This window comes from Pseudomonas sp. Lb2C2 (assembly GCF_052112205.1).
GTDB classification, from domain to species: domain Bacteria; phylum Pseudomonadota; class Gammaproteobacteria; order Pseudomonadales; family Pseudomonadaceae; genus Aquipseudomonas; species Aquipseudomonas kilonensis.
This window is the reverse complement of record NZ_JAUTYW010000004.1, coordinates 89112-112374: the sequence shown is the minus strand read 5'-3', so window position 1 is coordinate 112374 and position 23263 is coordinate 89112. Positions and strand designations below refer to the sequence as shown.

The following is a 23263-nucleotide window of genomic DNA, read 5'->3' as shown; positions in this document are numbered from 1 at the left end:
GCTTGCTCGCGACTGCAGGCGACTCGGTTTCTGAAGGACCGCATCGCTTTTATCGCGGGCAAGCCTTGCTCCCACAGCCCCCTAGCCACAATTAATCTTCCATCGATATCCAAAATGAAAAAGGGCGCCATTTGGCGCCCTTCTTCATTTCCACTGCATCAGTTTTGCAGCGCGGGTTGCTGCTGCGCTCCGTTGATCGGGATGCGCTTGGCCTTGGCCTCTTCCGGGATCACCCGCAGCAGGTCGATACTCAACAGACCGTTGCTCAGGCCGGCGGACTTGATCTCGATATGATCGGCCAACCGGAAGGACAGCTTGAACGCACGCTGGGCGATGCCCTGGTGCAGGTAGGTGACGCTGTCGTTACTGGCTTCACGTTTGCCGCCACTGATGGTCAGCACACCTTTTTCCACTTGCAGGTCCAGGTCTTCTTCCTGGAACCCGGCGGCGGCGACCACAATGCGGTACTCGTCATCACCATGTTTTTCCACGTTGTAGGGTGGATAGCTGCTGCCCGGCTCGTTGCGCAGGGCGGTTTCGAACAAGTCGTTGAAACGGTCGAAACCCACCGAGGAACGGAACAGCGGGGCCAGCGAAAATGCAGTACTCATGATTCAAATCTCCTGAAAAATTCAGCAAGTTTTTTTGTCTCCGCGACCCGAATTCGGCATCGCGTAACCCCTATCTAGGGGCCGCCAAAAACTTTTCAAGAGCTTTTTCTGAAATTTTTTCAGGCCGCTTCGCTGCGTTTCACACCCAGCAAATGCCCCACCGCGTCCAGCTCGGTTTCCCGGCGCAAAGCGGTAAACAGCGCCACCGCTTCGGGGTAATTGCGGGTCAGCATCGCCAGCCACTGCTTCAACCGGCCCGGGGCCTGGCGCGGTGTCAGTTGCTCGACCACCTGCACCCAGAAGTCCTGGAGCATCGGCTGCAGCTCGGCCCAGGACATCTCGACCACCTCCTCACCGGCCCGGGCAGCGGCGATCTGCCGGGCCAGGTCCGGGCGGGAAACGAGGCCGCGACCGAGCATGATGTCTTCGACACCGCTGATCTCGCGGCAACGGCGCCAATCGTCCACGCTCCAGATATCGCCATTGGCGAACACCGGCACCTTGACCACTTCCTGTACCCGGGGGATCCACTCCCAGTGGGCCGGAGGCTTGTAGCCATCGACCTTGGTCCGCGCATGCACCACGATGTGCGCCGCGCCGCCTTCGGCCAGCGCCGTGGCACACACCAGCGCGCCATCCGGGCTATCGAAACCCAGACGCATCTTGGCCGTGACGGGGATGTGTTTCGGCACTGCGCGGCGCACGTGCTCGACGATTTCGTTGAGCAGTTCCGGCTCCTTGAGCAACACCGCCCCGCCCCGGGATTTGTTCACGGTCTTGGCCGGGCAACCGAAGTTCAAGTCGATAACCTGCGAGCCCAACTCGCACGCCAACGCCGCGTTTTCCGCCAGGCACACCGGATCGGAACCGAGCAACTGCACCCGCAACGGCACACCGGCAGCCGTCTGGGCACCGGTCAGCAGCTCAGGGGCGAGCTTATGGAAATAGGCCGGCGTGAGCAGACGGTCGTTGACACGGATGAACTCGGTGACACACCAGTCGATCCCGCCAACACGGGTCAGGACATCCCGCAGGATGTTGTCGACCAACCCCTCCATGGGCGCCAGGGCAATTTGCATGAAAACACACACTCAAACGAAAAAACGTGCGGCAGTTTACCGGATTTTGCCCACGACATCGGAATTCACCACCAACCCCTGTGGGAGCGAGCTTGCTCGCGATGACGGTGGGTCAGTCGATGAGGATGCCGGATGCCTTCAGCGCGGGACCATAACCTTCGATGAATTCCGCCGGCATGCGCTTGGGCCTGCCGGTGGACAATTCGATGCAGACGAAGGTGGTCTGGGCCCGCAGCAGCGTGGTGTTGTCGCTGGGACGAATCAGCTGGAAATGCCGAGTCATCTTCAGGCGCTGGTCCCAGTCGACGATCCAGGTCGCCAATTGCAGCTCGTCGCCTTCATAGGCTGCCGCCAGGTAGTCGATTTCATGCCGCACCACTGCCATGGCCCGGTCGAGGCGCCGGTATTCCACCAGATCCAGGCCCAGGCGCTGGGAATGGCGCCAGGCGCAGCGCTCGAGCCAGGTAACGTACACCGCGTTGTTGGCGTGGCCCAGCCCGTCGATGTCTTCGGCATTGACCTGAAGATCAATAATGAACGGTGTTGCGCGATCCCAGCCCATGCCCCTCTCCTGGTCGAATTTGGATGGGGGCAGTGTACCGGATGCTCAAGCCGATTGCCGCGCCTGCAGGCTGCGACCGGCCAGCAGTGATAACACCCCATCAATGACCCGAGGATCGGCCAGCACCCGCTGGTGCCCGCCCTGTGGCAGTCGCAGCAAGCGACTGTCAAACCAGGCTTCATGGATCAACTGCGACTCCTTGACTGAAACCGACGTGTCGTCCTCGGCATGGACGATCAACCCCGGCACGTCCAGCTGGTAATGCGCTACATCCATCTTCGAAGCGGGCATGCCCACATCGCTTTCCACCTGGCGAATGAACGCCGAACGCGCCTTGGGCGGCAGGCCCATCATCCGGGAGAAACCGCGCAGTACCCCCAGAATGCGAGCGGGTGCGGCGATGCTGACCAGCGTCTCGGTGCGCAAGCCCAACTGAACGGCCAACAGGGCGCTGGCACCGCCCATGGAATGCCCGATCACAGCCTGCAACGGCGGCAATTCAGCAGCGGCTTCGAGCATGGCCCTGGCAAACAACAGGACATTCGCCTCGCGACCCGGTGAGCGACCATGGGCCGGACCGTCCAGCGCCACGACCGTGTAACCGGCGTCCACCAGGGCCGTGATCAGCGCCGCAAACTGAGTCGGCCGCCCTTCCCAGCCATGCATCAGCAAGACTGCCGGGCCTTTGCCCCAGCGCAAGGCCGAGAGACCGAAGCGCAAGGTGATGCGCTCGGACGAGGCCAGCAACGGCAGCTCCCAATCCCGCGGCGGCAAGCTTCGAGGGCGCATGAACAACGAACGCATCTGTTTGGCCACCAGGCGCGGAGCCACCCAACCCAGCGTGCCATTGACGCTACGAATCCAGCTCAACCTGTTCATCGCTCATCTCCTGGGCTTGCGCCTCAGCTCATCGCACCGCCGACTTGGCGGCGCGCAGCAAACGATCCGATAACTCTCCAGGGCCCAGCGCCCGGGCCAGGGCCAGGCCGCCCACCATCAAGGCGATGTCGCCCAGAGCTTTGTCGGCGTCCTCCGGGCTGGCCGCCAATTGCGCGACCATCAACTCGATATGCTCATTGAGCACTTCACGAAACGCATCCGGCAGCCGGCCGAGCTCGCCGACCGATGCTGGGATCGGGCAGGCGTGTTCGGTGGAGTCACGGTGCTTGCGAGACAGATAGAACGCCGCCACCAGAGCGCGCCGCTCTTCGCCTGTCAGCTCACCATCCATGTCGGCGATCAGGCCGCGGCGCCGATTGAGCAATTGCTTGAATGCCTCCAGCATCAAGGCATCCTTGCTTTCGAAATGGGCATAAAAACCGCCCACCGTCAGCCCGGCCGCGCCCATCACCTCGCCCACGCTCGGCTCTGCCGGCCCACGCTGGATCAGCGCATCGCTGGCGGCCTTGAGAATGCGTTCACGGGTTTGTGCCTTTTTATCGCTCATCGTCGCCTCCGAATATTACGATTGAAATATTATTCTCATAATAATTTTCTGCAAGCGGAAATTTTGACCGCTGGTCAGAAGTCTTTTTCAAGGATAAGGGAATTGGCCAAACGCCAGACAAACAAAAGGGCCATTCAAGAATTGAATGACCCTTATAAAATCCCGCAGAGCGGGTAATCGTGGCGTCCCCTAGGGGACTCGAACCCCTGTTACCGCCGTGAAAGGGCGGTGTCCTAGGCCACTAGACGAAGGGGACACAAACCTTCTAACTTGATCAGCGCTGAGAACTGATCGATTCAAAGCCGGTGTGGCCAGACCTTGAACCTGTAATTGGTGGAGCTAGACGGGATCGAACCGTCGACCTCTTGCATGCCATGCAAGCGCTCTCCCAGCTGAGCTATAGCCCCAGATTTTTCGCCTCGCGGCGGAGCGACATCTTGCAACATCGCTTCTGTAAAACTGGCGTCCCCTAGGGGACTCGAACCCCTGTTACCGCCGTGAAAGGGCGGTGTCCTAGGCCACTAGACGAAGGGGACGCAAACCCTTCTATACAACTGATCAACGCTGAGTGTTGATCGCTTCAAGGCCGGTGTGGCCAGGCCTTGAAGTGTAAATTGGTGGAGCTAGACGGGATCGAACCGTCGACCTCTTGCATGCCATGCAAGCGCTCTCCCAGCTGAGCTATAGCCCCTCATCGCTGAGGACGGGGCGAATCTTAAGGGCGTATCGGAGGGCTGTCAAATTTATTTTCAACAAATTTGAAAGTTTTTTGCCGGGATAACAATCACTTACCGACAAACCCCGGAAAACCGGGGTATGTCCTGCCTCATTGAACGCTTACGCGATCGCGCCCAGCAGTTTTTCCCACTCCTTGTTTTCCTTCTTCGACACACCACCGAGCAGATCGATGGCCTGGCGCAGGCGGAAACGGGTCAGGTCCGGCCCGAGGATTTCCATCGCATCGAGCACCGACACCGAGCTGGCCTGGCCGGTAATGGCAGCGAACATCAGCGGCATGGCATCGCGCAGTTTCAACTCCAGCGACTCGACCACGGCCTGGATGGTCGCGGTGATGCTGTCCTTTTCCCACTGACGCAGGCTTTCGAGCTTCCACAGGATCAGTTGCATCAACTGGCGCACCTGGTCGCCCGAAAGCTTCTTGGATTCGAACAACTTCGCATCCGGCGTCACGCCACCGGCGAAGAAGAAGCCGGCCAGCGGGGCGATCTGGCTGAAGGTCTCTACCCTGCCCTGCACATGGGGAGCGATCTTCATCATGTACTCAGGGTTCAATGCCCACTTCTGCACACGTGCGGCGAACTCTTCCACCGGCAGGTCGCGCAGCCACTGGCCGTTGAGCCACGACAGCTTCTCGACGTCGAAGATCGGCCCACCCAGGGACACCCGCGACAGGTCGAAATGCTCGACCATTTCCTGCAGCGAGAACTTCTCGCGCTCGTCCGGCATCGACCAACCCATGCGGCCCAGGTAGTTGAGCATGGCCTCGGGCATGAAGCCCATGCGCTCGTAGAACGTCACCGAGGTCGGGTTCTTGCGCTTGGACAGCTTGCTCTTGTCCGGGTTACGCAGCAGCGGCATGTAGCACAACTGTGGTTGTTCCCAGCCGAAGTATTCGTAGAGCAGGATCAGTTTCGGCGCCGAGGGCAGCCATTCTTCACCGCGCAGCACGTGAGTGATGCCCATCAGGTGATCGTCGACCACGTTCGCCAGGAAGTAGGTCGGCAGGCCGTCGGTCTTCATCAGCACTTGCATGTCCATGCGATCCCACGGGATCTCGACATCGCCACGCAGCATGTCCGGCACCACGCAGACGCCTTCGGTCGGCACCTTCATGCGGATCACATGGGGCTCGCCGGCCGCCAGGCGACGGGCGACTTCTTCCTTGGACAGCAGCAGCGCCCGGCCGTCGTAGCGTGGGGTTTCACCACGGGCCATTTGCTCGGCGCGCATCTGGTCCAGCTCTTCGGCGGTGCAGAAACACGGGAACGCATGGCCCATGTCCACCAGTTGCTGGCAATACTGCTGGTAGATGTCACCACGCTCGCTCTGGCGGTACGGACCGTGCGGGCCGCCGACGTCCGGGCCTTCGCTCCAGTCGATCCCCAACCAGCGCAGGGCGTCGAAGATCTGCTGTTCGGACTCGCGGGTCGAACGCAACTGGTCGGTGTCCTCGATCCGCAGGATGAACTCGCCGCCATGCTGCTTGGCAAAGCAATAGTTGAACAAAGCGATGTAGGCGGTGCCGACATGGGGATCGCCAGTGGGCGAAGGCGCGATGCGGGTGCGGACGGTGGTCATGGCATGTCTCGGAAAGAATATAAAAGCGAAGATCGAACAGGGGGCGAATGGTAACAGGCGATGGCGGGCGGGCTCCAGTGAGAGCGGGATTTGTGTCGCCGGTCGTCAGACCGAGTCGCCCCCAATCGCGAGCAAGCTCGCTCCCACAGAGACCGCGACTCGGTCCAAATGTGGGAGCGAGCTTGCTCGCGATGAGGCCCTCTACATCACCACAAAACCTCAGACAGTCAGCAACCGCTCACGCAACTTGCCAATCTCATCACGCAACTGCGCCGCCGCCTCGAACTCCAGGTCCCGGGCCAGTTGGTACATTTTCTCTTCCAACTGCCGGATGCGCTTGGTGATCTCGCTCGGCGAGCGCAGTTCGGCCTCGTAACGGGCGCTCTCTTCGGCCGCCTTGGCCATGCCCTTGCGCTTCTTGCTGCGCGAGCCGGGCACGGTGGCGCCTTCCATGATGTCGGCGACGTCCTTGAACACGCCCTTGGGGGTGATGCCGTTGGCCAGGTTGAAGGCGATCTGCTTGTCGCGACGGCGCTCGGTCTCGCCGATGGCCCGCTCCATGGAGCCGGTGATGCGGTCGGCATACAGAATCGCCCGGCCATTGAGGTTACGTGCCGCGCGGCCGATGGTCTGGATCAACGAGCGTTCGGAACGCAGGAAACCTTCCTTGTCGGCGTCGAGAATCGCCACCAGCGACACTTCCGGCATGTCCAGGCCTTCGCGCAGCAGGTTGATGCCCACCAGCACGTCGAAGGTACCCAGGCGCAAGTCGCGGATGATCTCGACCCGCTCCACCGTGTCGATGTCCGAGTGCAGGTAACGCACCCGCACGCCATGGTCGGCCAGGTAGTCGGTGAGGTCTTCGGCCATGCGCTTGGTCAGCGTGGTGACCAGCACCCGCTCTTCCACCGCCACACGCTTGGAGATTTCCGAGAGCAGGTCATCGACCTGGGTCAGCGCCGGGCGCACCTCGACTTGCGGGTCCACCAGCCCGGTCGGCCGCACCACTTGCTCGACCACCCGGCCGGCATGTTCAGCCTCGTAGTTGCCAGGCGTGGCCGAGACAAAAATCGTCTGTGGGCTCACGCTTTCCCATTCGTCGAAGCGCATCGGTCGGTTGTCCAGCGCCGAGGGCAGGCGGAAGCCGTACTCCACCAGGGTTTCCTTGCGCGAACGGTCGCCTTTGTACATGGCGCCGACCTGGGGCACGCTGACGTGGGATTCGTCGATGACCAGCAAAGCATCCGCCGGCAGGTAGTCATATAGCGTGGGCGGTGGCGCACCCGCCGGACGTCCCGACAGGTAGCGCGAGTAATTTTCGATGCCGTTGCAGTAGCCCAGCTCCAGGATCATCTCCAGGTCGAACCGGGTCCGTTGCTCCAGACGCTGGGCTTCCACCAGTTTGTTGTTTGAACGCAGGTATTCCAGGCGCTCCTGCAACTCGACCTTGATCCCTTCGATGGCGTCCAGCAGGGTTTCCCGGGGCGTCACGTAGTGGCTCTTGGGATAGAAGGTGAAGCGTGGCAACTTGCGGATCACTTCACCGGTGAGCGGGTCGAACGCCGAGAGGCTCTCCACTTCATCGTCGAACAGCTCGATGCGGATCGCTTCCAGGTCCGATTCCGCCGGGTAGATGTCGATCACATCGCCCCGCACCCGGAACGTCGCCCGGGCGAAATCCATGTCGTTGCGGGTGTACTGCAAGTCCGCCAGGCGCCTGAGCAAGGCGCGCTGGTCGAGCTTGTCGCCGCGGTCCACGTGCAGCACCATCTTCAGGTAGGTTTCCGGGCTGCCCAGACCGTAGATGCACGACACCGTGGTGACGATGATCGCGTCCTTGCGCTCGAGCAAGGCCTTGGTCGCCGACAGTCGCATCTGTTCGATGTGGTCGTTGATCGAGGCATCCTTCTCGATGAAGGTGTCCGACGATGGCACGTAGGCCTCGGGCTGGTAGTAGTCGTAGTAGGAAACGAAGTACTCCACGGCATTATTCGGGAAAAACGCCTTGAACTCACCGTACAGCTGCGCCGCCAGGGTCTTGTTCGGCGCCAGTACCAGGGTCGGGCGCTGAATCTGGGCAATCACGTTGGCAATGCTGAAGGTCTTGCCCGAGCCGGTCACACCGAGCAGCGTCTGGTGCGCCAGCCCGGCCTCGATGCCCTCGACCATCAGGCGGATGGCTTCCGGCTGATCGCCGGCGGGCTGGAAGCGGGTGACTAGCTGGAATTCAGACATGACATAACCTCTGGATTCACCCCTGTCGGCCAGCCGACAGGAACGAGAAAGACCGAAACGACTGATGTCGCCCGAGGAAAAAACTGGAATGCACACAATGTGGAGGTGAATGCCTTCGCTTTCAAGACGAACGTCCTACACGCCTTGAAGACTTTGACGCGGCGAGAGGACTAACGGTCGAAAAAAATCGTAAAAACTTAGCGTAAAAACCGAATCGCCTGTCGCCGTGCCGGGTGATGGCCTCTATACTAGCTCCCCGTTTGTGCACCGCTCTAGTGCATTCGGCTGGAGCGCCACACGTCCCCTCACTCTCCATTAGAGCCGCGCAATAATGAGCCTGTTTTCCGCTGTCGAATTGGCACCCCGCGACCCCATCCTGGGCCTCAACGAAGCTTTCAACGCCGACACCCGTACCAATAAGGTCAACCTGGGCGTAGGTGTTTACTGCAATGAAGAGGGGCGTATTCCACTCCTGCGCGCCGTTGTCGAGGCCGAAACGGCTCGCGTGGCTCAGCACGTTTCCCGTGGTTACCTGCCGATCGACGGCATTGCCGCCTACGACCAGGCCGTGCAGACCTTGCTGTTCGGCAAGGATTCGCCGCTGATCGCTTCCGGTCGCGTCATCACCACCCAGGCCGTGGGCGGCACCGGTGCACTGAAGATCGGTGCCGACTTCCTCAAGCAACTGCTGCCTGACGCCGTCGTCGCCATCAGCGACCCAAGCTGGGAAAACCACCGCGCCCTGTTCGAAACCGCCGGTTTCCCGGTGCAGAACTACCGCTACTACGACGCCGCCACCCATGACGTGAACCGCAGCGGCCTGCTGGAAGACCTCAACGCCCTGCCCGACCGCTCGATCGTTGTGCTGCACGCCTGCTGCCACAACCCGACCGGCGTGGACCTGAGCCCGGAAGATTGGAAAAACGTGCTGGCCGTGGTCAAGGCCAAGAACCACGTACCGTTCCTGGACATGGCCTACCAGGGCTTTGGCGCCGGTATCGACGAAGACGCGGCGGCCGTGCGCCTGTTCGCCGAGTCGGGCCTGACCTTCTTTGCCTCCAGCTCGTTCTCCAAGTCGTTCTCGCTGTACGGCGAGCGCGTCGGTGCCCTGTCGATCGTCAGCGAATCGAAAGAAGAAAGTGCCCGCGTGCTGTCCCAGGTCAAGCGCGTGATCCGCACCAACTACTCCAACCCGCCGACCCACGGCGCCAGCATCGTCGCCGCCGTACTCAACAGCCCGGAGCTGCGGGCCCAGTGGGAAGCCGAACTGGCCGAAATGCGCCTGCGCATTCGCGGCATGCGCGTCCAGATGGTAGACATGCTGGCCAAGGCCGCACCGCACCACGACTTCAGCTTCGTCGCACGCCAGAGCGGGATGTTCTCCTACTCCGGCCTGACCGTTGAACAAGTGACGCGCCTGCGCAACGAGTTCGGCATCTATGCCCTGGACACCGGTCGCATCTGCGTGGCCGCGCTGAACCAGAACAACATCGATGCGGTGACCAAGGCCATCGTCCAGGTGATCTGACGCCCTCGGCGCTGGATGAAAAACGGGAAGCCATTGGCTTCCCGTTTTTTTTGAGTATGCCTATCAGGATGGGTGAACCCACAACCTGTGGCGAGGGAGCTTGCTCCCGCTGGGGCGCGAAGCGGCCCTGAATCAGGCAACTCGGTGTGTCAGTCCGAATGGGTTGACTGTTTTGGGGCTGCTGCGCAGCCCAGCGGGAGCAAGCTCCCTCGCCACAGAAGCAGGCCACAAAGACATTCTCGCTGAGGCTACAGCTCCGTCGCCCGCTGACTCGCCGCATCGTCATAGATGACATACAACGACTCGGCCACCTGGCTCTTGATCGCCTTGGTGCTTTCCAGCCCCAGGACAAAACCCTCGGCCTTGCCACCGGCACGATTCAGTTCTTCGGCGGTGCTGGCCTGGGTGATGGCGTCGTACAGTTTCTCGGCATGAGGCCCCACGCCCTTGGGCAAGCTGATCTGGGCGGTGCTCACAGGGACACCTCGGCGCAACTGGCTGTGTGAAGGGGTAACAGGTGATTCATGGCGCGTACCTTAATGTCGGCGAATGGCCGGCAGCGCGTCCTGCCACTTCCGGATGACCATGGTAGTCCTCTCCTGCCCTGGCGGTAACTGCCAATCGTTGATTGACTGTCAAAGGGCCCCAGGAATGCGCCGTCCGGCGATGGACGCTTGACTTCTCTTTTCCAATCAGTAACATACGCGCCATTCCGCGATAGCTCAGTTGGTAGAGCAAGTGACTGTTAATCACTGGGTCCCTGGTTCGAGTCCAGGTCGTGGAGCCAGACAAGGTTCCAGAGAAGGCTTTCAAAATCTCTGATCCCCCCGAAAAACCCGCCTCCAGGCGGGTTTTTTCGTTTTAGCGTTGCCGATATACAGGATGACGACGACACAGCGCCACCACCTGTTCGCGCACATGATGCGCCACCTGCTCGCTGCCGCCGGATTCCAACGCGTCCAGCACGTCACACAACCAACCTGCCAGTTGCTCGCACTCTGGCACTCCAAACCCGCGCGTGGTCACGGCCGGGGTGCCGATGCGCAGCCCTGAGGTCACGAACGGCGAACGAGGATCGTTTGGCACCGAGTTTTTGTTGGCCGTGATGTAGGCATTACTCAGGGCAGCATCGGCGTCCTTGCCGGTGTAAGGCTTGTCGGATAGGTCGATCAACATCATGTGGTTATCGGTCCCCCCGGAGACAATCCTGTAACCACGCCGCTGCAGCACGGCAGCCATGGCCCGGGCATTGATGACGATCTGCTTCTGATAGGTCTTGAACCCGGGCGCCAGCGCTTCCTTGAAGGCAACGGCCTTGGCGGCGATCTGGTGCATCAACGGACCGCCCTGGACACCAGGGAATACCGCCGAGTCGAGCTTCTTGTAAAACGTATCGTCCTGCCCCTTGGACAGAATCACCCCGCCCCGTGGGCCACGCAGGGTCTTGTGGGTCGTACTGGTGACCACATGGGCGTGGGGCAACGGGTTCGGATACTCACCCGCTGCCACCAGACCGGCAACGTGGGCCATGTCGACCCAGAAAATCGCCCCGACCTTGTCGGCAATGGCCCGCATCCGTGCCCAGTCCTTGTAACGGGAGTAAGCGGAAAAACCACCGATCAGCATCTTCGGTCGGGTTTGAAGGGCGATACGCTCCATCTCGTCGTAGTTGATCAACCCCGTCTGCGGATCAAGACCGTAGGGAACGATCTTGTAATGGCGGCCGGAGAAATTGGAGGGGTTGCCGTGGGTCAGGTGACCACCCTGGGCCAGGTTCATGCCCATCACGGTGTCGCCAGGGTTGAGCAGTGCCAGGAACACGGCGGCGTTGGCCTGGGCCCCGGCATGAGGCTGGACGTTGGCGTAATCGCAATCGAACAGCGCCTTGACCCGCTCGATGGCCAGGCGCTCAGCCACGTCGACATACTCGCAACCACTGTAGTAGCGCTTGCCCGGGTAACCTTCGGCGTACTTGTTGGTGAATACCGAGTCCTGAATCGCCATCACTAATGGGCTGGCGTAGTTCTCGGAGGCGATCAGCTCGACGTGATCTTCCTGGCGGCATTCTTCGTTGTGAATCGCCTCACATAGCTCGGCGTCGAACGCTTCAAGGGTCAGGGATGAGTCGTACATGATGATAGGGTCCTGTGGATTGGGAAAATGAGACGGCCGCACTGCCTGACAATCAGCGACGGCAGCAGTCGGCCCCGAGCGGCTCCTTCGCGGGCAATAGCGACGGACAGAGTCTACGAATAAACTGGCCTGCCAAAGCAGGCCAATTTATTCATACAGAGCAGACCGCATGGCAAAAACCTTCGAGCTCGAAACGCTGAAGATGCGACTCAACGATGCCGAATTTCAGATGCTGGATCTGCATCAGCGGATTCAGCGCGCCCTGCGCGCACTGATCCTCGATGGCGCCCTTGACGCTGGCCTGAAGCTGCCGGCAACCAGGGTCCTGGCCAAGACGCTGGGCGTTGCCCGTGACACAGTGGAGAACGCCTATGTGCAATTGCACCGGGATGGCTACATCGTGCGGCGCGAGGGCTCGGGCAGCTACATATCCGAGACGGTTGGCACCCAATTGCGCGGGGCTGCGCGCCGGCGCATGAAATCGCAAGACACCCAGCGCAGCGAGGCAACGCCAGGATCGGGCTTGAGCCAGCGCGGCCGGATGATTTTCGACAGTGGCGGCGTGGCCGATCAACAGGTCATCAAGGCCTTTGCCACAGGGCTGCCGGAAACCCGTACCTTCCCCACCGATCTGTGGGAACGCCTGCAACGCCAGGTCATGAAGGACTACCGGGGCAATATCCTGCTGCATGGCGACCCGCAAGGCGCCGAGCCTCTGCGCAAGGCGATCGCCACCTACTTGAACCTCGAACGCGGGGCCAAATGCTCCCCCGAGCAGATCCTGGTGTTGAGCAGCACTCGCCAATCCCTGTTTCTGTGTGCGCAGTTGCTCGTCGACGCCGGCAAACCGATCCTGCTGGAAAACCCGGGCTACTACGGTGCCAGGAAGGCCTTTGAAACAGCAGAGACCAAGGTCGTGCCCATTGACGTCGATGCACTGGGCATACGCACGGACCTGCTGCGGGCAGACCGCAGCGGCGCCAGTTGCGTCTATGTGACGCCTTCGCATCAATACCCCACCGGGGCAACCTTGCCGCTGGAACGCCGACTCGAGCTGATCAACTGGGCGGCCGAGCATGGCAGGTGTATCATCGAGGACGATTACGACAGCGAGTTCCACTACGACGGGCTGCCGACCGCATGCGTGCAGGGCCTGGACAAATACCAGCGCACGATTTATCTCGGCACCTTCAGCAAAACCCTCTATCCGGGGTTGCGGATGGGTTACATGGTGCTGCCTTTCGAACTGGTCAAAGCCTTCACCTACGCGCGCAGCATCATGGACGGCCACACACCACAGATCCTTCAGTTGACCCTGGCACGCTTCATGGAAGACGGTCACTACAACGCCCATGTCCGGGCCATGCGCAAACTCTACGCCGGACGCCGTACCACCCTGCTCGATGCCATTGGCAAGCACCTGGACGGAATCGTTACCGCCTTGCGTCCCCAAGGTGGGCTGCAGATTCCCTGCCTGTTGGCCGATGGCTGGTCGGAGGAAAAGACCCTCCGCCAAGCGGCCAGTGCGGGTGTGCAGCTGCCCGGCCTCAGCCGGCTGTACGCTGGCGAAGAAAAGAAACAAGGCTGGCTATTGGGGTACTCGTCCTTGACCGCTCATGAAATCGAAGCGGCCATGCGGCGGCTGGCCAATGTGCTGAGCAAAAAATAGAACGACACATGGCGTTCGACGCTCAAACCGCATCCCTTTTTTGTCGGTAAAAAAGCAGTTCGATGGCCATATATGCCTGGCCGAGGTCGCTGCCGGAACAATTTCCCGGCGCAAAAAAGGCATTATGGTCCGGATCCTGCTTTCTTTTTTCCAACAACTCAAGCTGTCACGTGAGCGTCATGACAGGGCCGCAAACTGGCTCTGTCCGCCAACAACAGCTTCATAAAAACAAGGACGAAGGTATGCCCACGCAAAATCCCCATCGCATCGTCGGCCTGTGCACCTCCAGCAAGGTGTACAACGTGCTGACCGAACTCAAGCAACTGGAAGGCCACCGCAACGCCAAGTTCCTTTCCCTGCTGGCGGAAAACCTGGTGCGCAAGGGCCTGCTCAGTGAACAGGAAGTGGTGCACATGCTCGATCTGGTCGTCGATTGAGCGGCATCGATTCCTACTATTGAGCCGGTTGATTTTTCGTTACCCCCACTGAGTCGTAAGGTAACCCCATCGATTGATGGAGGTTTCCCATGCCCAAGGTTCAAATCATGTCTGTCATTGGCAGCGCCGTCCCCGCCCCACTCCGGGAGCTCGGGTTGCTGGCCTGCTGGTATCTGGTGCAAGACGGCGTGACCATCAGCGGCCCGCTGACTTCATTGCCCGCCGCCCAGGCCCTGTCGCAACGTATCGGCCCCTATCTGCTGAGTGCTTAGGGCAGTTGCACCCGCGGTGTGCTTTCGACAAACAAGGCCCAACATGACATGAACAGCGCGGCAATCAGCGGCCCGATCACGAAACCGTTCAGCCCGAACACCGCCAGCCCGCCCAGTGTCGAGACCAGCACCATGTAGTCGGGCATCTTGGTGTCCTTGCCCACCAGGATCGGCCGCAGGAAATTATCCACCAGGCCGATCACGAACACCCCGAACAGCGTCAGCACCACGCCTTGCCAGATCGCCCCCGAGAGCAGGAAATACACCGCCACCGGTGCCCAGACGAGGCCCGCCCCCACCGCCGGCAGCAACGACAGGAACGCCATCAGCACCGCCCAGGGCAACACCGTCGGAATCCCCAGGATCCAGAAGATCAGCCCACCCAGCGCCCCCTGGCTGATGGCGACCAGCAGGTTGCCTTTCACCGTGGCGCGCACCACCCGATTGAATTTCAACTGCAGGCGGCGTTTTTGATGTTCCGCCAAGGGAATGGCCGTGCGCACTTTGCGCACCAGTTCCGCACCGTCGCGCAGAAAGAAGAACAGCAGATAGATCATCACGAAGAAGCTGACCAGGAACTGGAAGGTGCCCTGGCCGAAACTGAAGGCCTGGGTGGCGAAAAACTCACTACCCTGCATCGCGCTCTTGACGATCGTGTCCCGCAATCCATTCAGGTTGCCCAGGCCAAAGCGGTCCAGCAGATTCTGGAAGTACAGTGGCAAGGCATCCTTGAAACGGGCCAGGTAATCGGCAATGTCCAGTTCGCCGCTTTCCAGGCTCTTGTACAGCGCCGCGCCTTCCTGGACCAGCAAGGTGCTGATGATGATCACCGGTAAAATCGCGCTGACCACGCAGATGCTCAACGTGACCAGCGAGGTGACGTTGCGGTGCCAGCCAAACTTCAACTGCAGGCGGCGCTGCATCGGCGCAAAGACGATGCCCAGGATCACCGCCCAGAACACCGCGCCGTAGAACGGCAGCAGAATCCAGATGAAGGCGATGGTGACCAGGACCAGCAGCAACATCTGGGCTTTGTTTTGCAGCATCTTTCGATTCATCAGCTTTCCATGTCCAAAGGCGGGATAAACATTAGTCAGCCAGGACTCGCCGGAGTGCCTTCGCGTTTGCGCCGTGCATTGATTCAGATCAATGAGGCCTGGCCGACCATGGGCTACCCTCGCCGCCTTTTGCGATCCGACGCCATCATGACCCTCGCCGCCCCCGAACTGCTGGCGCCCGCCGGCACCCTGAAAAACATGCGCTATGCCTTCGCCTACGGTGCCGATGCGGTGTATGCCGGCCAGCCGCGCTACAGCCTGCGGGTGCGCAACAACGAATTCGACCACGCGAACCTGGCCTTGGGCATTGCCGAGGCCCAGGCCATGGGCAAGCGTTTCTACGTGGTGGTCAACATTGCCCCGCACAACGCCAAGCTGCGCACCTTCCTCAAAGACCTTGAACCGGTGATCGCCATGGCGCCGGACGCGCTGATCATGTCCGACCCGGGGCTGATCATGCTGGTGCGCCGGCATTTCCCCCAGATGCCGATTCACCTGTCGGTGCAGGCCAACACGGTGAACTGGGCGAGCGTCGAGTTCTGGCAGCAGCAGGGCTTGAGCCGGATCATCCTGTCCCGGGAACTGTCCCTGGAAGAAATCGCCGAGATCCGCGAGCAGGTGCCGGCCATGGAGCTGGAAGTGTTCGTCCACGGCGCGCTGTGCATGGCCTATTCCGGGCGCTGCCTGCTGTCCGGTTATTTGAACAAGCGCGACGCCAACCAGGGCAGTTGCACCAACGCCTGCCGCTGGAAATATTCGGCACAGCCGGCGGTGGAAAATGCCGTGGGCGACATTGTGCAGACCTATCAGCCCGAACCGACCCTGGGCCTCGGCGCGCCCACCGACCAGGTGTTTTTGCTCCAGGAAGCCAACCGCCCGGAAGAATCCATGCCGGCCTTCGAGGACGAGCACGGCACCTACATCATGAATGCCAAGGACCTGCGCGCCGTGCAGCACGTCGAGCGCCTGGCGCGCATGGGTGTGCACTCCTTGAAAATCGAAGGCCGGACCAAGTCGCACTTCTATTGCGCACGCACCACCCAGGTGTATCGCCAGGCCATCGATGACGCGGTGGCCGGCCGGGAATTTGATCGCAACCTGATGACCGACCTGGAGTCCCTGGCCCAGCGCGGCTACACCGAAGGGTTTCTAAGGCGCCATGTGCATGATGAGTATCAGAACTACCAGAACGGCAGCTCGGTATCGGAGCGCCAGCAGTTCGTCGGCGAACTGACCGGCGAACGGCGCGAACGCCTGGCCGAAGTGCGGGTGAAGAACCGCTTTGGCCTGGGGGACCATATGGAGCTGATGACCCCCAAGGGCAACTTCCACTTCGACCTGCATCAGTTGCAGAACGTCAAAGGCCAGGGCATCGAGGTGGCACCGGGGGATGGGCATGTGGTGTACGTGCCGATCCCGGATGCGGTGGATCTGCGGTTTGGGTTGTTGATGCGCGATGTGCGCGAGCCATAGCCCCTGTGGGAGCGAGCTTGCTCGCGATGGCGGTGCGTCTGCCAAATGAATGTTGGCTGATCCAACGCTATCGCGAGCAAGCTCGCTCCCACAGGGTTTTGTAGCGGTTTGCGCCTGTGAAGCACGGCAGAAACTGCCGAAGGCTGCGATCCTTCTTTCTCGATAAGACCCGGTTGCCCAGGTGAAAACATCTGGATCGAGAGCGAAAGATCGCAGCCTTCGGCAGCTCCTGCCGCGACGGGATCAGATCCGGAACTGCCCCACCAGCTTGCCCAGGCGCTGGCCCAGGTCGGCCAGGCTGCGGGAGGTCTGGGCGCCGAGTTGGGTTTCGTCGGCGACGCTGTCCACGGCCACGGCGATCTGATGCACGCTGCGGTTGATTTCCTCGGCCACCGCGGTCTGTTCTTCGGCAGCGCTGGCGATCTGGGCGTTCATCGAGTTGATGGTGCCGATCAGTTGCGCCATGGTGTCCAGCGAGGCGCCCGCCTCGTTGGCCCGTTCCGAAGTACCTTCGCCGGCCTCACTGGAACGGCGCATCGCTTCCACTGCCGCGTGGGTGCCTGATTGCAGGCGGTCGATCATGCCCTGGATTTCCTGGGTGCTCTGCTGGGTCCGGCTGGCCAGGGCCCGCACTTCATCGGCCACCACCGCAAACCCACGCCCTGCCTCGCCAGCACGCGCAGCCTCGATGGCGGCGTTGAGGGCCAGCAGGTTGGTCTGCTCGGCAATCGAACGAATCACCCCGAGCACACTGACAATCGAAGCCACGTCCTGCTGCAGGCTGTCCAGGGACACGCCACTGCTGCGAATATCGTTCACCAACGCATGAATCTGCTGGATGCTGCCGGCCACCACGCGCTTGGCCGATTGCCCTTCCTCGTCGGTCTGCTGGGCTGCGACGGCGGCGCCCTGGGCGCTGCGGGCGACTTCCTGGGCCGCCGAGGACATCTCGTTGATCGCCGTGGCGACCTGATCGGTTTCGTGGCGCTGGCGTTCCATGGCCTGCTCGGAGCGCTGGGCCTGCTCGGAAACTTGCGTCACCAGGCCGGTCAGTTGCGAGGTCATGTCGGTGATCTGCCGCACCAGGCCGTGGATCTTGTCGACGAAGCGGTTGAACGAACCGGCCAACTGGCCAAGCTCGTCCTGGCTGGTGATGGCCAGGCGACGGGTCAGGTCGCCCTCACCCGCAGCGATGTCATCCAGGTTGTCCTTCATCAGGTGCAGGGGACGCAGGATCGTGTTGGCGAGCACCAGGCCCACCACCGCAATCACCAGCAACACCACCGCGGCGATCCCGACGATGCTCAAGATCACACCTTGCAGACGTTCATGAACCTTGGCTTCCACCAGCGCCACCTGGGCTTCGATGCCGTCCAGGTTGACCGAGCTACCGACTGCCAGGTCCCACTTGGACAGGTATTCGGTGTAGCCCAGCTTGGGCACCAGGTCTTTGCTGCCGGGCAGCGGCGAGCTGTATTCGAGGTAGTGCGTCCCGTCCTTGGCGACTTTCACCAGGTCACGGTTGACATAGACCCCGTTGGGGTCGCGGTTGTCCTTGAAACTCTTGCCCACGCCATCAGGGCTGTTGGCCTTGAACAGACGAATGGTCTCGGAGTCGTAGCCGAAGAAATAGCCGTCCTTGCCGTAGCTGATATTCGACAACAGCTTGATCGCCTGGGCGCGTGCTTCGTTATCGCCAGGCGCGGCGGCATCGTAGAGCGGCTTGATGGCGGTCAGGCCCACCGCCACATAGTTCTGCAGCGTGGCCTTGGCCTCGCTGAGCAAGCGTTCGCGGGTCTGCTGGACCTCTTTACTCGCTTGCTCCTTCAAGATGAAAGCAGTGGTCAGGCTGATGATCACGGCGGACAGCAATACCGGCAGTATCGCAAGGGACAGGACTTTAGCCTTCAGGCTCAGGCGCATGCTGTTCACTCTTGTAGGTTTTATGGCGTGGTTAGCTGTATTAACGGCACCGCGCGGCAAAACTGTAGGGCAAGGTGAACAGTCCGTCGGCAGGGTCGCTGGATTCAAGGGCCTCATCGCGAGCAAGCTCGCTCCCACAGGGGTTCGGTGGTGTCCACAACACTTGTGTCCACCCCAATCCACTGTGGGAGCGAGCCTGCTCGCGATTGAGGCAACTCGGTCTTGAGGCTACAACACCATCGCCGCCACCCAACCAAACGCCAGCAGCGGCAGGTTGTAGTGGATGAAGGTCGGGACCACGGTGTCCCAGATATGATGGTGCTGGCCGTCGATGTTCAGGCCGGAGGTCGGGCCCAGGGTCGAGTCCGAGGCAGGTGAACCGGCATCGCCCAAGGCGCCGGCGGTGCCGACAATGCAGACGATCGCCAGCGGGCTGAAACCCAGTTGCAGACACAGCGGCACGAAAATCGTCGCCAGGATCGGCACCGTGGAAAACGACGAGCCGATGCCCATGGTCACCAGCAGCCCCACCAGCAACATCATCAGCGCGCCAATGCCCTTGTTGTGGCCAATCCAGGCCGCCGAAGACTCCACCAGACTCTGGACTTCACCGGTGGCCTTCATCACTTCGGCGAACCCTGAGGCGGCGATCATGATGAAGCCGATCATCGCCATCATCTTCATGCCTTCGGTGAACAGGTCATCCGTCTCGCGCCAGCGCACCACCCCCGACAGCGAGAAAATCAGGAACCCTACCAGGGCGCCGATGATCATCGAGTCCACCAGCAGTTGCACCGCGAACGCCGCCGCCACCGCCAGCCCGGCCACCATCAGGCTCAGCGGGTTGTAGCGCACGGCCACTTGCTCGGCCTTGGCGATCTTCTTCAGGTCATAGACACGCTTCTTGCGATACGTGATAAACGACAGCACCAGGCCGAACACCATGCCCAGCGCCGGGATGCCCATGGCGTGGGTGATGTTGATGCCGCTGACGTCCACACCGCTGCGAGCGACGTTGGCCAGGAGGATTTCGTTGAGGAAGATATTGCCGAAGCCCACCGGCAGGAACATGTAGGGCGTGATCAGGCCGAAGGTCATGACGCAGGCGATCAACCGGCGATCCAACTGCAACTTGGTCAGCACATACAAAAGCGGTGGCACCAGCAACGGAATGAAGGCGATGTGGATCGGCAGAATGTTCTGGGAAGCGACCGCGACCGTCCCCAGCAAACCGATCAGCACCCATTTGACGCCCGAACCACCCGCGGCATCCTGGCGATCCACCAGGGCCAGGGCTTTATCCGCCAGCGCGTGGGCCATGCCAGACTTGGCAATCGCCACGGCAAAGGCACCGAGCAAGGCGTAGGACAACGCCACCGTCGCACCGCCACCCAGGCCGGCATTGAACGCCTTGAGCGTCGCTTCGATCCCCAGGCCGCCCGTGAGGCCACCCACCAACGCACCGATAATCAGCGCGATCACCACATGCACGCGGGCCAGGCTGAGCACCAGCATGACGCCAACCGCGGCAACTACTGCATTTATCATCATTACCTCAAAGCACAGCGATGGAAAGCCACCGGACAAAAAGGTCGCGACTTTGCAGCAAGCGGCGGCAAGCTGCAAGGGCCGTGGGGCGGGTTTTCAAGTCTCGTAATATTTGCAGCCACCACTGCCCCCTGAGGGAGCGAGCCTGTGGGAGCAAAGCTTGCTCGCGATGACATCGTCACCTACAACATCTGTGCCGGGTTTAAAAATGCTATCGCGAGCAAGCTTTGCTCCCACAGGCCCGCCCCACCCACAGCGGCTCGCCCTACAGAGAGGGGTGCCATGAAACAGCTGTCAGCGCTTGGGCAACTCGATCACCACCTTCAACCCGCCCCACTCGCTGTCATCCAACGCCAGCAGGCCACCCCAGGTGTCGACGATGTCCCGCACGATGCCCAGGCCCAGGCCGTGTCCATCGGTCTGTTCATCCAATCGCGTGCCGCGGCTGAACACCTGGTCGCGGCGATCCTTCGGGATGCCCGGGCCGTCGTCCTCCACGGCCAGGCTGAACCCTTCGGCCGTCTCGGTCATGGTCAGGCGTACCTCGGCGTCGGCCCATTTGCAGGCGTTGTCCAGCAGGTTGCCCAACAGTTCCAGCAGGTCCTCACGGTCCCAGGGCAGGTGCAGGCCTGGCGGGGCGACGTAGCTCAGGTGCAGGTGTTCGCCGTGGATCATGTTCAGCGTGGCCAGCAACCCCGGCAGCTCGGCGTCGCAGTCCAGGTGCGCGCCGGGCAAGGCATCGCCGGACAAGCGGGCGCGGTTGAGCTCGCGGTTCAGGCGCTGGCGGACCTGCTCCAGTTGATCGAGCAACAGTTTGCGCAGCTCGGGATACGGGTCGAGCTTCTCGTTCGACGCCAGGCTTTGCAGCACCGCCAGTGGGGTTTTCAAGGCATGGCCAAGGTTGCCCAGGGCATTGCGTGAACGCTTGAGGCTGTCTTCGGTGTGGGCCAGCAGATGGTTGATTTGCGTCACCAGCGGTTCCAGCTCCCGTGGCACCTGTTCGTCGAGTTGCGAACGTTGCCCGCGCTGCAGTTGGGCAATCTGCTCCCGCGCCCGGTCCAGCGGACGCAAGGCACGGCGCACGGTGATGCGTTGCAGCAACAGAATCAGCAGCAGCCCCGCCAACCCCAGCCCGAGGCCGATCTGCTGCATCCGGCGAAAGCTGTCGCGCACCGGCGTGTAGTCCTGGGCCACGCTGATGGAAATCGCCTGGCCCAACCGCCGATAGTCGGTACGCAGCACCAGCAGCTTCTGGCCTTCCGGCCCCAGTTGCAGGTTGCTGTGCAGGCCCGGGTGGTCGAGCCGGGGCAACTCCTGGTCCCACAGGGAACGGGAGCGCCAGTGCACGTCGGCAAAATCGATGCGGAAATAATGCCCGGAAAACGGTCGCTGATAGGCCGGCGACAGGCGTCGTTCATCCAGTTGCAAGCCCTGTGGACCGCGCACCAGAGCCACCAGCAGGTTCTCGCTGTCGTTACGCAGCCCGGCTTCCAGGTAACGCTGCAAGCCCAGCTCGAACAGCCACAGACTGGTTTGCGCCAGGACCAGGCCGACCACCACCATCACACCGATCAGGCCCAGGCTCAGGCGCCGCTGGATGGATCTCACTGCGCCTGCCCGCCGAACAGGTAACCCTGGCCGCGACGGGTTTCGATCACGCTGCGTCCCAGTTTGCGCCGCAGGTGATTGACGTGGACTTCCAGCACGTTGGAATCGCGCTCGGTTTCACCGTCGTACAGGTGTTCGGCGAGATGACTTTTGGAGAGGATCTGCTCGGGATGCAGCATGAAATAGCGCAACAGGCGAAATTCAGCCGCCGTGAGCTGGATGTCGGTGCCGTCGCGAACCACGCATTGCCGCCCTTCATCCAAGTGCAACCCGGCCGATTTCAGCGTTGGCTGGTTGACCTGGCCGTGGGAGCGGCGCAGCAACGCCTGGATCCGCAACTGCAGCTCTTCAGGATGAAAAGGCTTGGTCAGGTAATCGTCGGCCCCGGCCTTGAGGCCTTCGATGCGCTCGGCCCAAGACCCGCGGGCGGTGAGGATCAGCACCGGCGTGCTCAGGCCACCGGCACGCCATTGGGCCAGCACCTCGAGCCCCGGCACACCCGGCAGGCCGAGATCGAGGATGATCAGGTCGTAGGGTTCGCTGCTACCCTGGTACACCGCGTCGCGGCCATCGGCGAGCCAATCGACAGCGTAGCCCTGGCGTGCAAGCCCGGCCATCAGTTCGTCGGCCAGGGGCACGTGATCTTCCACCAGAAGCAGGCGCATCAGTCTTCCTTATCTTTGAGTAAGCGGCCGGTCGCGGCCTCCAGGTCCAATTCGCGCACGACGCCGTCGGTGTCCAGCAGCTCGACCTCATAAATATAGACGCCGTGTTTCTCCTCCAACTCGGCTTCCAGCAGTTTGGCGCCGGGGTGTCGATCCAGCGCCTGTTGCAGCAGTTGTTCCAGCGGCAGGATCACACCCTGCTGGCGCAGTTGCAGGGCCTCGTCCTGGTCCAGGTCCCGGGCCACGGCCAGCGAACAAAACGCCAGCAGCGCCAGCGTCCATCGACTATGGGCGCGTAGATTAAGCTTCATTACGTATCCTGATGATTCTTGAGCACCTTGCCGTTGGTGGCGTCCAATTCCAGATCCCACTCAATGCCCTTCGTATCGCGCAGATCCACCTGGTAAATGTACTTGCCGTACTCTTCGTCCAGCTCGGTATCGGTCAAGGTGGCACCAGGGTGCTCGGCCAGGGCGGCGGCGTTGAGTTTTTCGAAGGACAGGATGGTACCAGCGTCTTGCAGTTTGCGGGCTTCGTCCGCGTTCAGGTCTCGTGCATGAGCCAGGCTCGTACCGAGTGCCATGAGGGTCGCGATGATAAAGGCAGTCAGGCGGTTCATGGATTATCTCCTTTTTATAATCTTCATCGGGGGGACTGTATCGGGGTGAACTTAACTGAAACTGAATGGCCATCATG

The 23263-nt window shown here is 61.4% G+C and carries 21 protein-coding genes and 5 tRNA genes; 6 read left to right on the top strand and 20 right to left on the bottom strand.

Features of this window, described 5'->3' with window-relative positions:
• Window positions 1–158 precede the first annotated feature (158 nt).
• The 11 genes from Q7F16_RS12495 to uvrB all read right to left on the bottom strand — a co-directional run bounded on the left by Q7F16_RS12495 (window position 159) and on the right by uvrB (window position 8253).
• Complete coding sequence (locus tag Q7F16_RS12495; protein ID WP_003203872.1) at window positions 159–611, bottom strand: Hsp20 family protein; 453 nt, start codon at window positions 609–611, stop codon at window positions 159–161.
• 119 nt (window positions 612–730) lie between these two features.
• The gene (locus Q7F16_RS12490; RefSeq protein ID WP_079305075.1) at window positions 731–1690 is read right to left on the bottom strand and encodes a tRNA dihydrouridine synthase; all 960 of its coding nucleotides are present in this window, start codon (window positions 1688–1690) and stop codon (window positions 731–733) included.
• A 112-nt stretch (window positions 1691–1802) separates the two neighbouring features.
• Window positions 1803–2252 (bottom strand): acyl-CoA thioesterase, encoded by a 450-nt coding sequence (locus tag Q7F16_RS12485; RefSeq protein WP_046063468.1) that lies wholly within the window; start codon window positions 2250–2252, stop codon window positions 1803–1805.
• A 45-nt stretch (window positions 2253–2297) separates the two neighbouring features.
• Complete coding sequence (locus Q7F16_RS12480) at window positions 2298–3131, bottom strand: alpha/beta fold hydrolase (RefSeq protein ID WP_409556202.1); 834 nt, start codon at window positions 3129–3131, stop codon at window positions 2298–2300.
• Between the two features lie 28 nt (window positions 3132–3159).
• Window positions 3160–3699, bottom strand: a complete 540-nt coding sequence (locus tag Q7F16_RS12475) for a TetR/AcrR family transcriptional regulator (RefSeq protein ID WP_014337446.1) — start codon at window positions 3697–3699, stop codon at window positions 3160–3162.
• A 180-nt stretch (window positions 3700–3879) separates the two neighbouring features.
• Window positions 3880–3955, bottom strand: a tRNA-Glu gene (locus Q7F16_RS12470).
• A 75-nt stretch (window positions 3956–4030) separates the two neighbouring features.
• Window positions 4031–4106, bottom strand: a tRNA-Ala gene (locus Q7F16_RS12465).
• A gap of 53 nt (window positions 4107–4159) precedes the next feature.
• Window positions 4160–4235 (bottom strand) — tRNA-Glu (locus tag Q7F16_RS12460).
• A 79-nt stretch (window positions 4236–4314) separates the two neighbouring features.
• Window positions 4315–4390: transfer RNA gene (locus Q7F16_RS12455), tRNA-Ala, on the bottom strand.
• Window positions 4391–4536: 146 nt separating this feature from the next.
• On the bottom strand, window positions 4537–6018 hold the full coding sequence (gene gltX, locus Q7F16_RS12450) for a glutamate--tRNA ligase (RefSeq protein WP_014337445.1): 1482 nt from the start codon (window positions 6016–6018) through the stop codon (window positions 4537–4539).
• 219 nt (window positions 6019–6237) lie between these two features.
• Window positions 6238–8253 (bottom strand): excinuclease ABC subunit UvrB, encoded by a 2016-nt coding sequence (uvrB, locus tag Q7F16_RS12445; RefSeq protein ID WP_003203884.1) that lies wholly within the window; start codon window positions 8251–8253, stop codon window positions 6238–6240.
• 331 nt (window positions 8254–8584) lie between these two features.
• Between uvrB and Q7F16_RS12440 the strand changes: the two genes are divergently transcribed.
• On the top strand, window positions 8585–9781 hold the full coding sequence (locus tag Q7F16_RS12440) for an amino acid aminotransferase (RefSeq protein WP_003203885.1): 1197 nt from the start codon (window positions 8585–8587) through the stop codon (window positions 9779–9781).
• A gap of 248 nt (window positions 9782–10029) precedes the next feature.
• On the opposite strand, the gene Q7F16_RS12435 is transcribed toward Q7F16_RS12440, so the two are convergent.
• Window positions 10030–10257, bottom strand: a complete 228-nt coding sequence (locus Q7F16_RS12435) for a hypothetical protein (protein ID WP_018612405.1) — start codon at window positions 10255–10257, stop codon at window positions 10030–10032.
• Window positions 10258–10492: 235 nt separating this feature from the next.
• Between Q7F16_RS12435 and Q7F16_RS12430 the strand changes: the two genes are divergently transcribed.
• Window positions 10493–10568: transfer RNA gene (locus Q7F16_RS12430), tRNA-Asn, on the top strand.
• Window positions 10569–10642: 74 nt separating this feature from the next.
• On the opposite strand, the gene glyA is transcribed toward Q7F16_RS12430, so the two are convergent.
• Window positions 10643–11914 carry a serine hydroxymethyltransferase gene (gene glyA / locus Q7F16_RS12425; protein ID WP_079305067.1) on the bottom strand — a complete coding sequence of 424 codons (1272 nt, stop codon included), beginning with the start codon at window positions 11912–11914 and terminating at the stop codon, window positions 10643–10645.
• Window positions 11915–12083: 169 nt separating this feature from the next.
• Between glyA and pdxR the strand changes: the two genes are divergently transcribed.
• The 3 genes from pdxR to Q7F16_RS12410 all read left to right on the top strand — a co-directional run bounded on the left by pdxR (window position 12084) and on the right by Q7F16_RS12410 (window position 14292).
• Window positions 12084–13583 carry a MocR-like pyridoxine biosynthesis transcription factor PdxR gene (gene pdxR, locus Q7F16_RS12420; protein ID WP_409556201.1) on the top strand — a complete coding sequence of 500 codons (1500 nt, stop codon included), beginning with the start codon at window positions 12084–12086 and terminating at the stop codon, window positions 13581–13583.
• Between the two features lie 242 nt (window positions 13584–13825).
• Window positions 13826–14020 (top strand): hypothetical protein, encoded by a 195-nt coding sequence (locus tag Q7F16_RS12415; RefSeq protein ID WP_014337442.1) that lies wholly within the window; start codon window positions 13826–13828, stop codon window positions 14018–14020.
• Between the two features lie 89 nt (window positions 14021–14109).
• On the top strand, window positions 14110–14292 hold the full coding sequence (locus Q7F16_RS12410) for a hypothetical protein (RefSeq protein ID WP_003203898.1): 183 nt from the start codon (window positions 14110–14112) through the stop codon (window positions 14290–14292).
• On the opposite strand, the gene Q7F16_RS12405 is transcribed toward Q7F16_RS12410, so the two are convergent.
• The gene (locus tag Q7F16_RS12405; protein ID WP_046063463.1) at window positions 14289–15350 is read right to left on the bottom strand and encodes an AI-2E family transporter; all 1062 of its coding nucleotides are present in this window, start codon (window positions 15348–15350) and stop codon (window positions 14289–14291) included. The two genes, Q7F16_RS12410 and Q7F16_RS12405, sit on opposite strands and share 4 nt — an antisense overlap.
• Window positions 15351–15497: 147 nt before the next feature.
• Here Q7F16_RS12405 and trhP point away from each other — a divergent pair, with 147 nt between their 5' ends.
• Window positions 15498–16823: a prephenate-dependent tRNA uridine(34) hydroxylase TrhP gene (gene trhP, locus Q7F16_RS12400; RefSeq protein WP_046063516.1), complete on the top strand. Its 1326-nt coding sequence runs from the start codon at window positions 15498–15500 to the stop codon at window positions 16821–16823.
• A 243-nt stretch (window positions 16824–17066) separates the two neighbouring features.
• Here trhP and Q7F16_RS12395 read toward each other — a convergent pair whose 3' ends face one another.
• The 6 genes from Q7F16_RS12395 to Q7F16_RS12370 all read right to left on the bottom strand — a co-directional run bounded on the left by Q7F16_RS12395 (window position 17067) and on the right by Q7F16_RS12370 (window position 23186).
• Window positions 17067–18746 (bottom strand): methyl-accepting chemotaxis protein, encoded by a 1680-nt coding sequence (locus Q7F16_RS12395; protein WP_046063462.1) that lies wholly within the window; start codon window positions 18744–18746, stop codon window positions 17067–17069.
• A gap of 228 nt (window positions 18747–18974) precedes the next feature.
• Window positions 18975–20291 carry a Na+/H+ antiporter family protein gene (locus tag Q7F16_RS12390; RefSeq protein WP_161798358.1) on the bottom strand — a complete coding sequence of 439 codons (1317 nt, stop codon included), beginning with the start codon at window positions 20289–20291 and terminating at the stop codon, window positions 18975–18977.
• Window positions 20292–20588: 297 nt separating this feature from the next.
• Window positions 20589–21902, bottom strand: a complete 1314-nt coding sequence (locus tag Q7F16_RS12385) for a sensor histidine kinase (protein ID WP_014337436.1) — start codon at window positions 21900–21902, stop codon at window positions 20589–20591.
• Entirely contained in the window at window positions 21899–22567 is a 669-nt protein-coding gene (locus Q7F16_RS12380) for a response regulator transcription factor (RefSeq protein WP_014337435.1), read from the bottom strand. Before Q7F16_RS12380 ends, Q7F16_RS12385 begins: the two co-directional genes overlap by 4 nt.
• Entirely contained in the window at window positions 22567–22878 is a 312-nt protein-coding gene (locus Q7F16_RS12375) for a PepSY domain-containing protein (protein ID WP_024619824.1), read from the bottom strand. The genes Q7F16_RS12380 and Q7F16_RS12375 overlap by 1 nt, the downstream gene beginning before the upstream one ends.
• Window positions 22878–23186: a PepSY domain-containing protein gene (locus Q7F16_RS12370; RefSeq protein ID WP_024619823.1), complete on the bottom strand. Its 309-nt coding sequence runs from the start codon at window positions 23184–23186 to the stop codon at window positions 22878–22880. Before Q7F16_RS12370 ends, Q7F16_RS12375 begins: the two co-directional genes overlap by 1 nt.
• Between the last annotated feature and the right edge of the window lie 77 nt (window positions 23187–23263).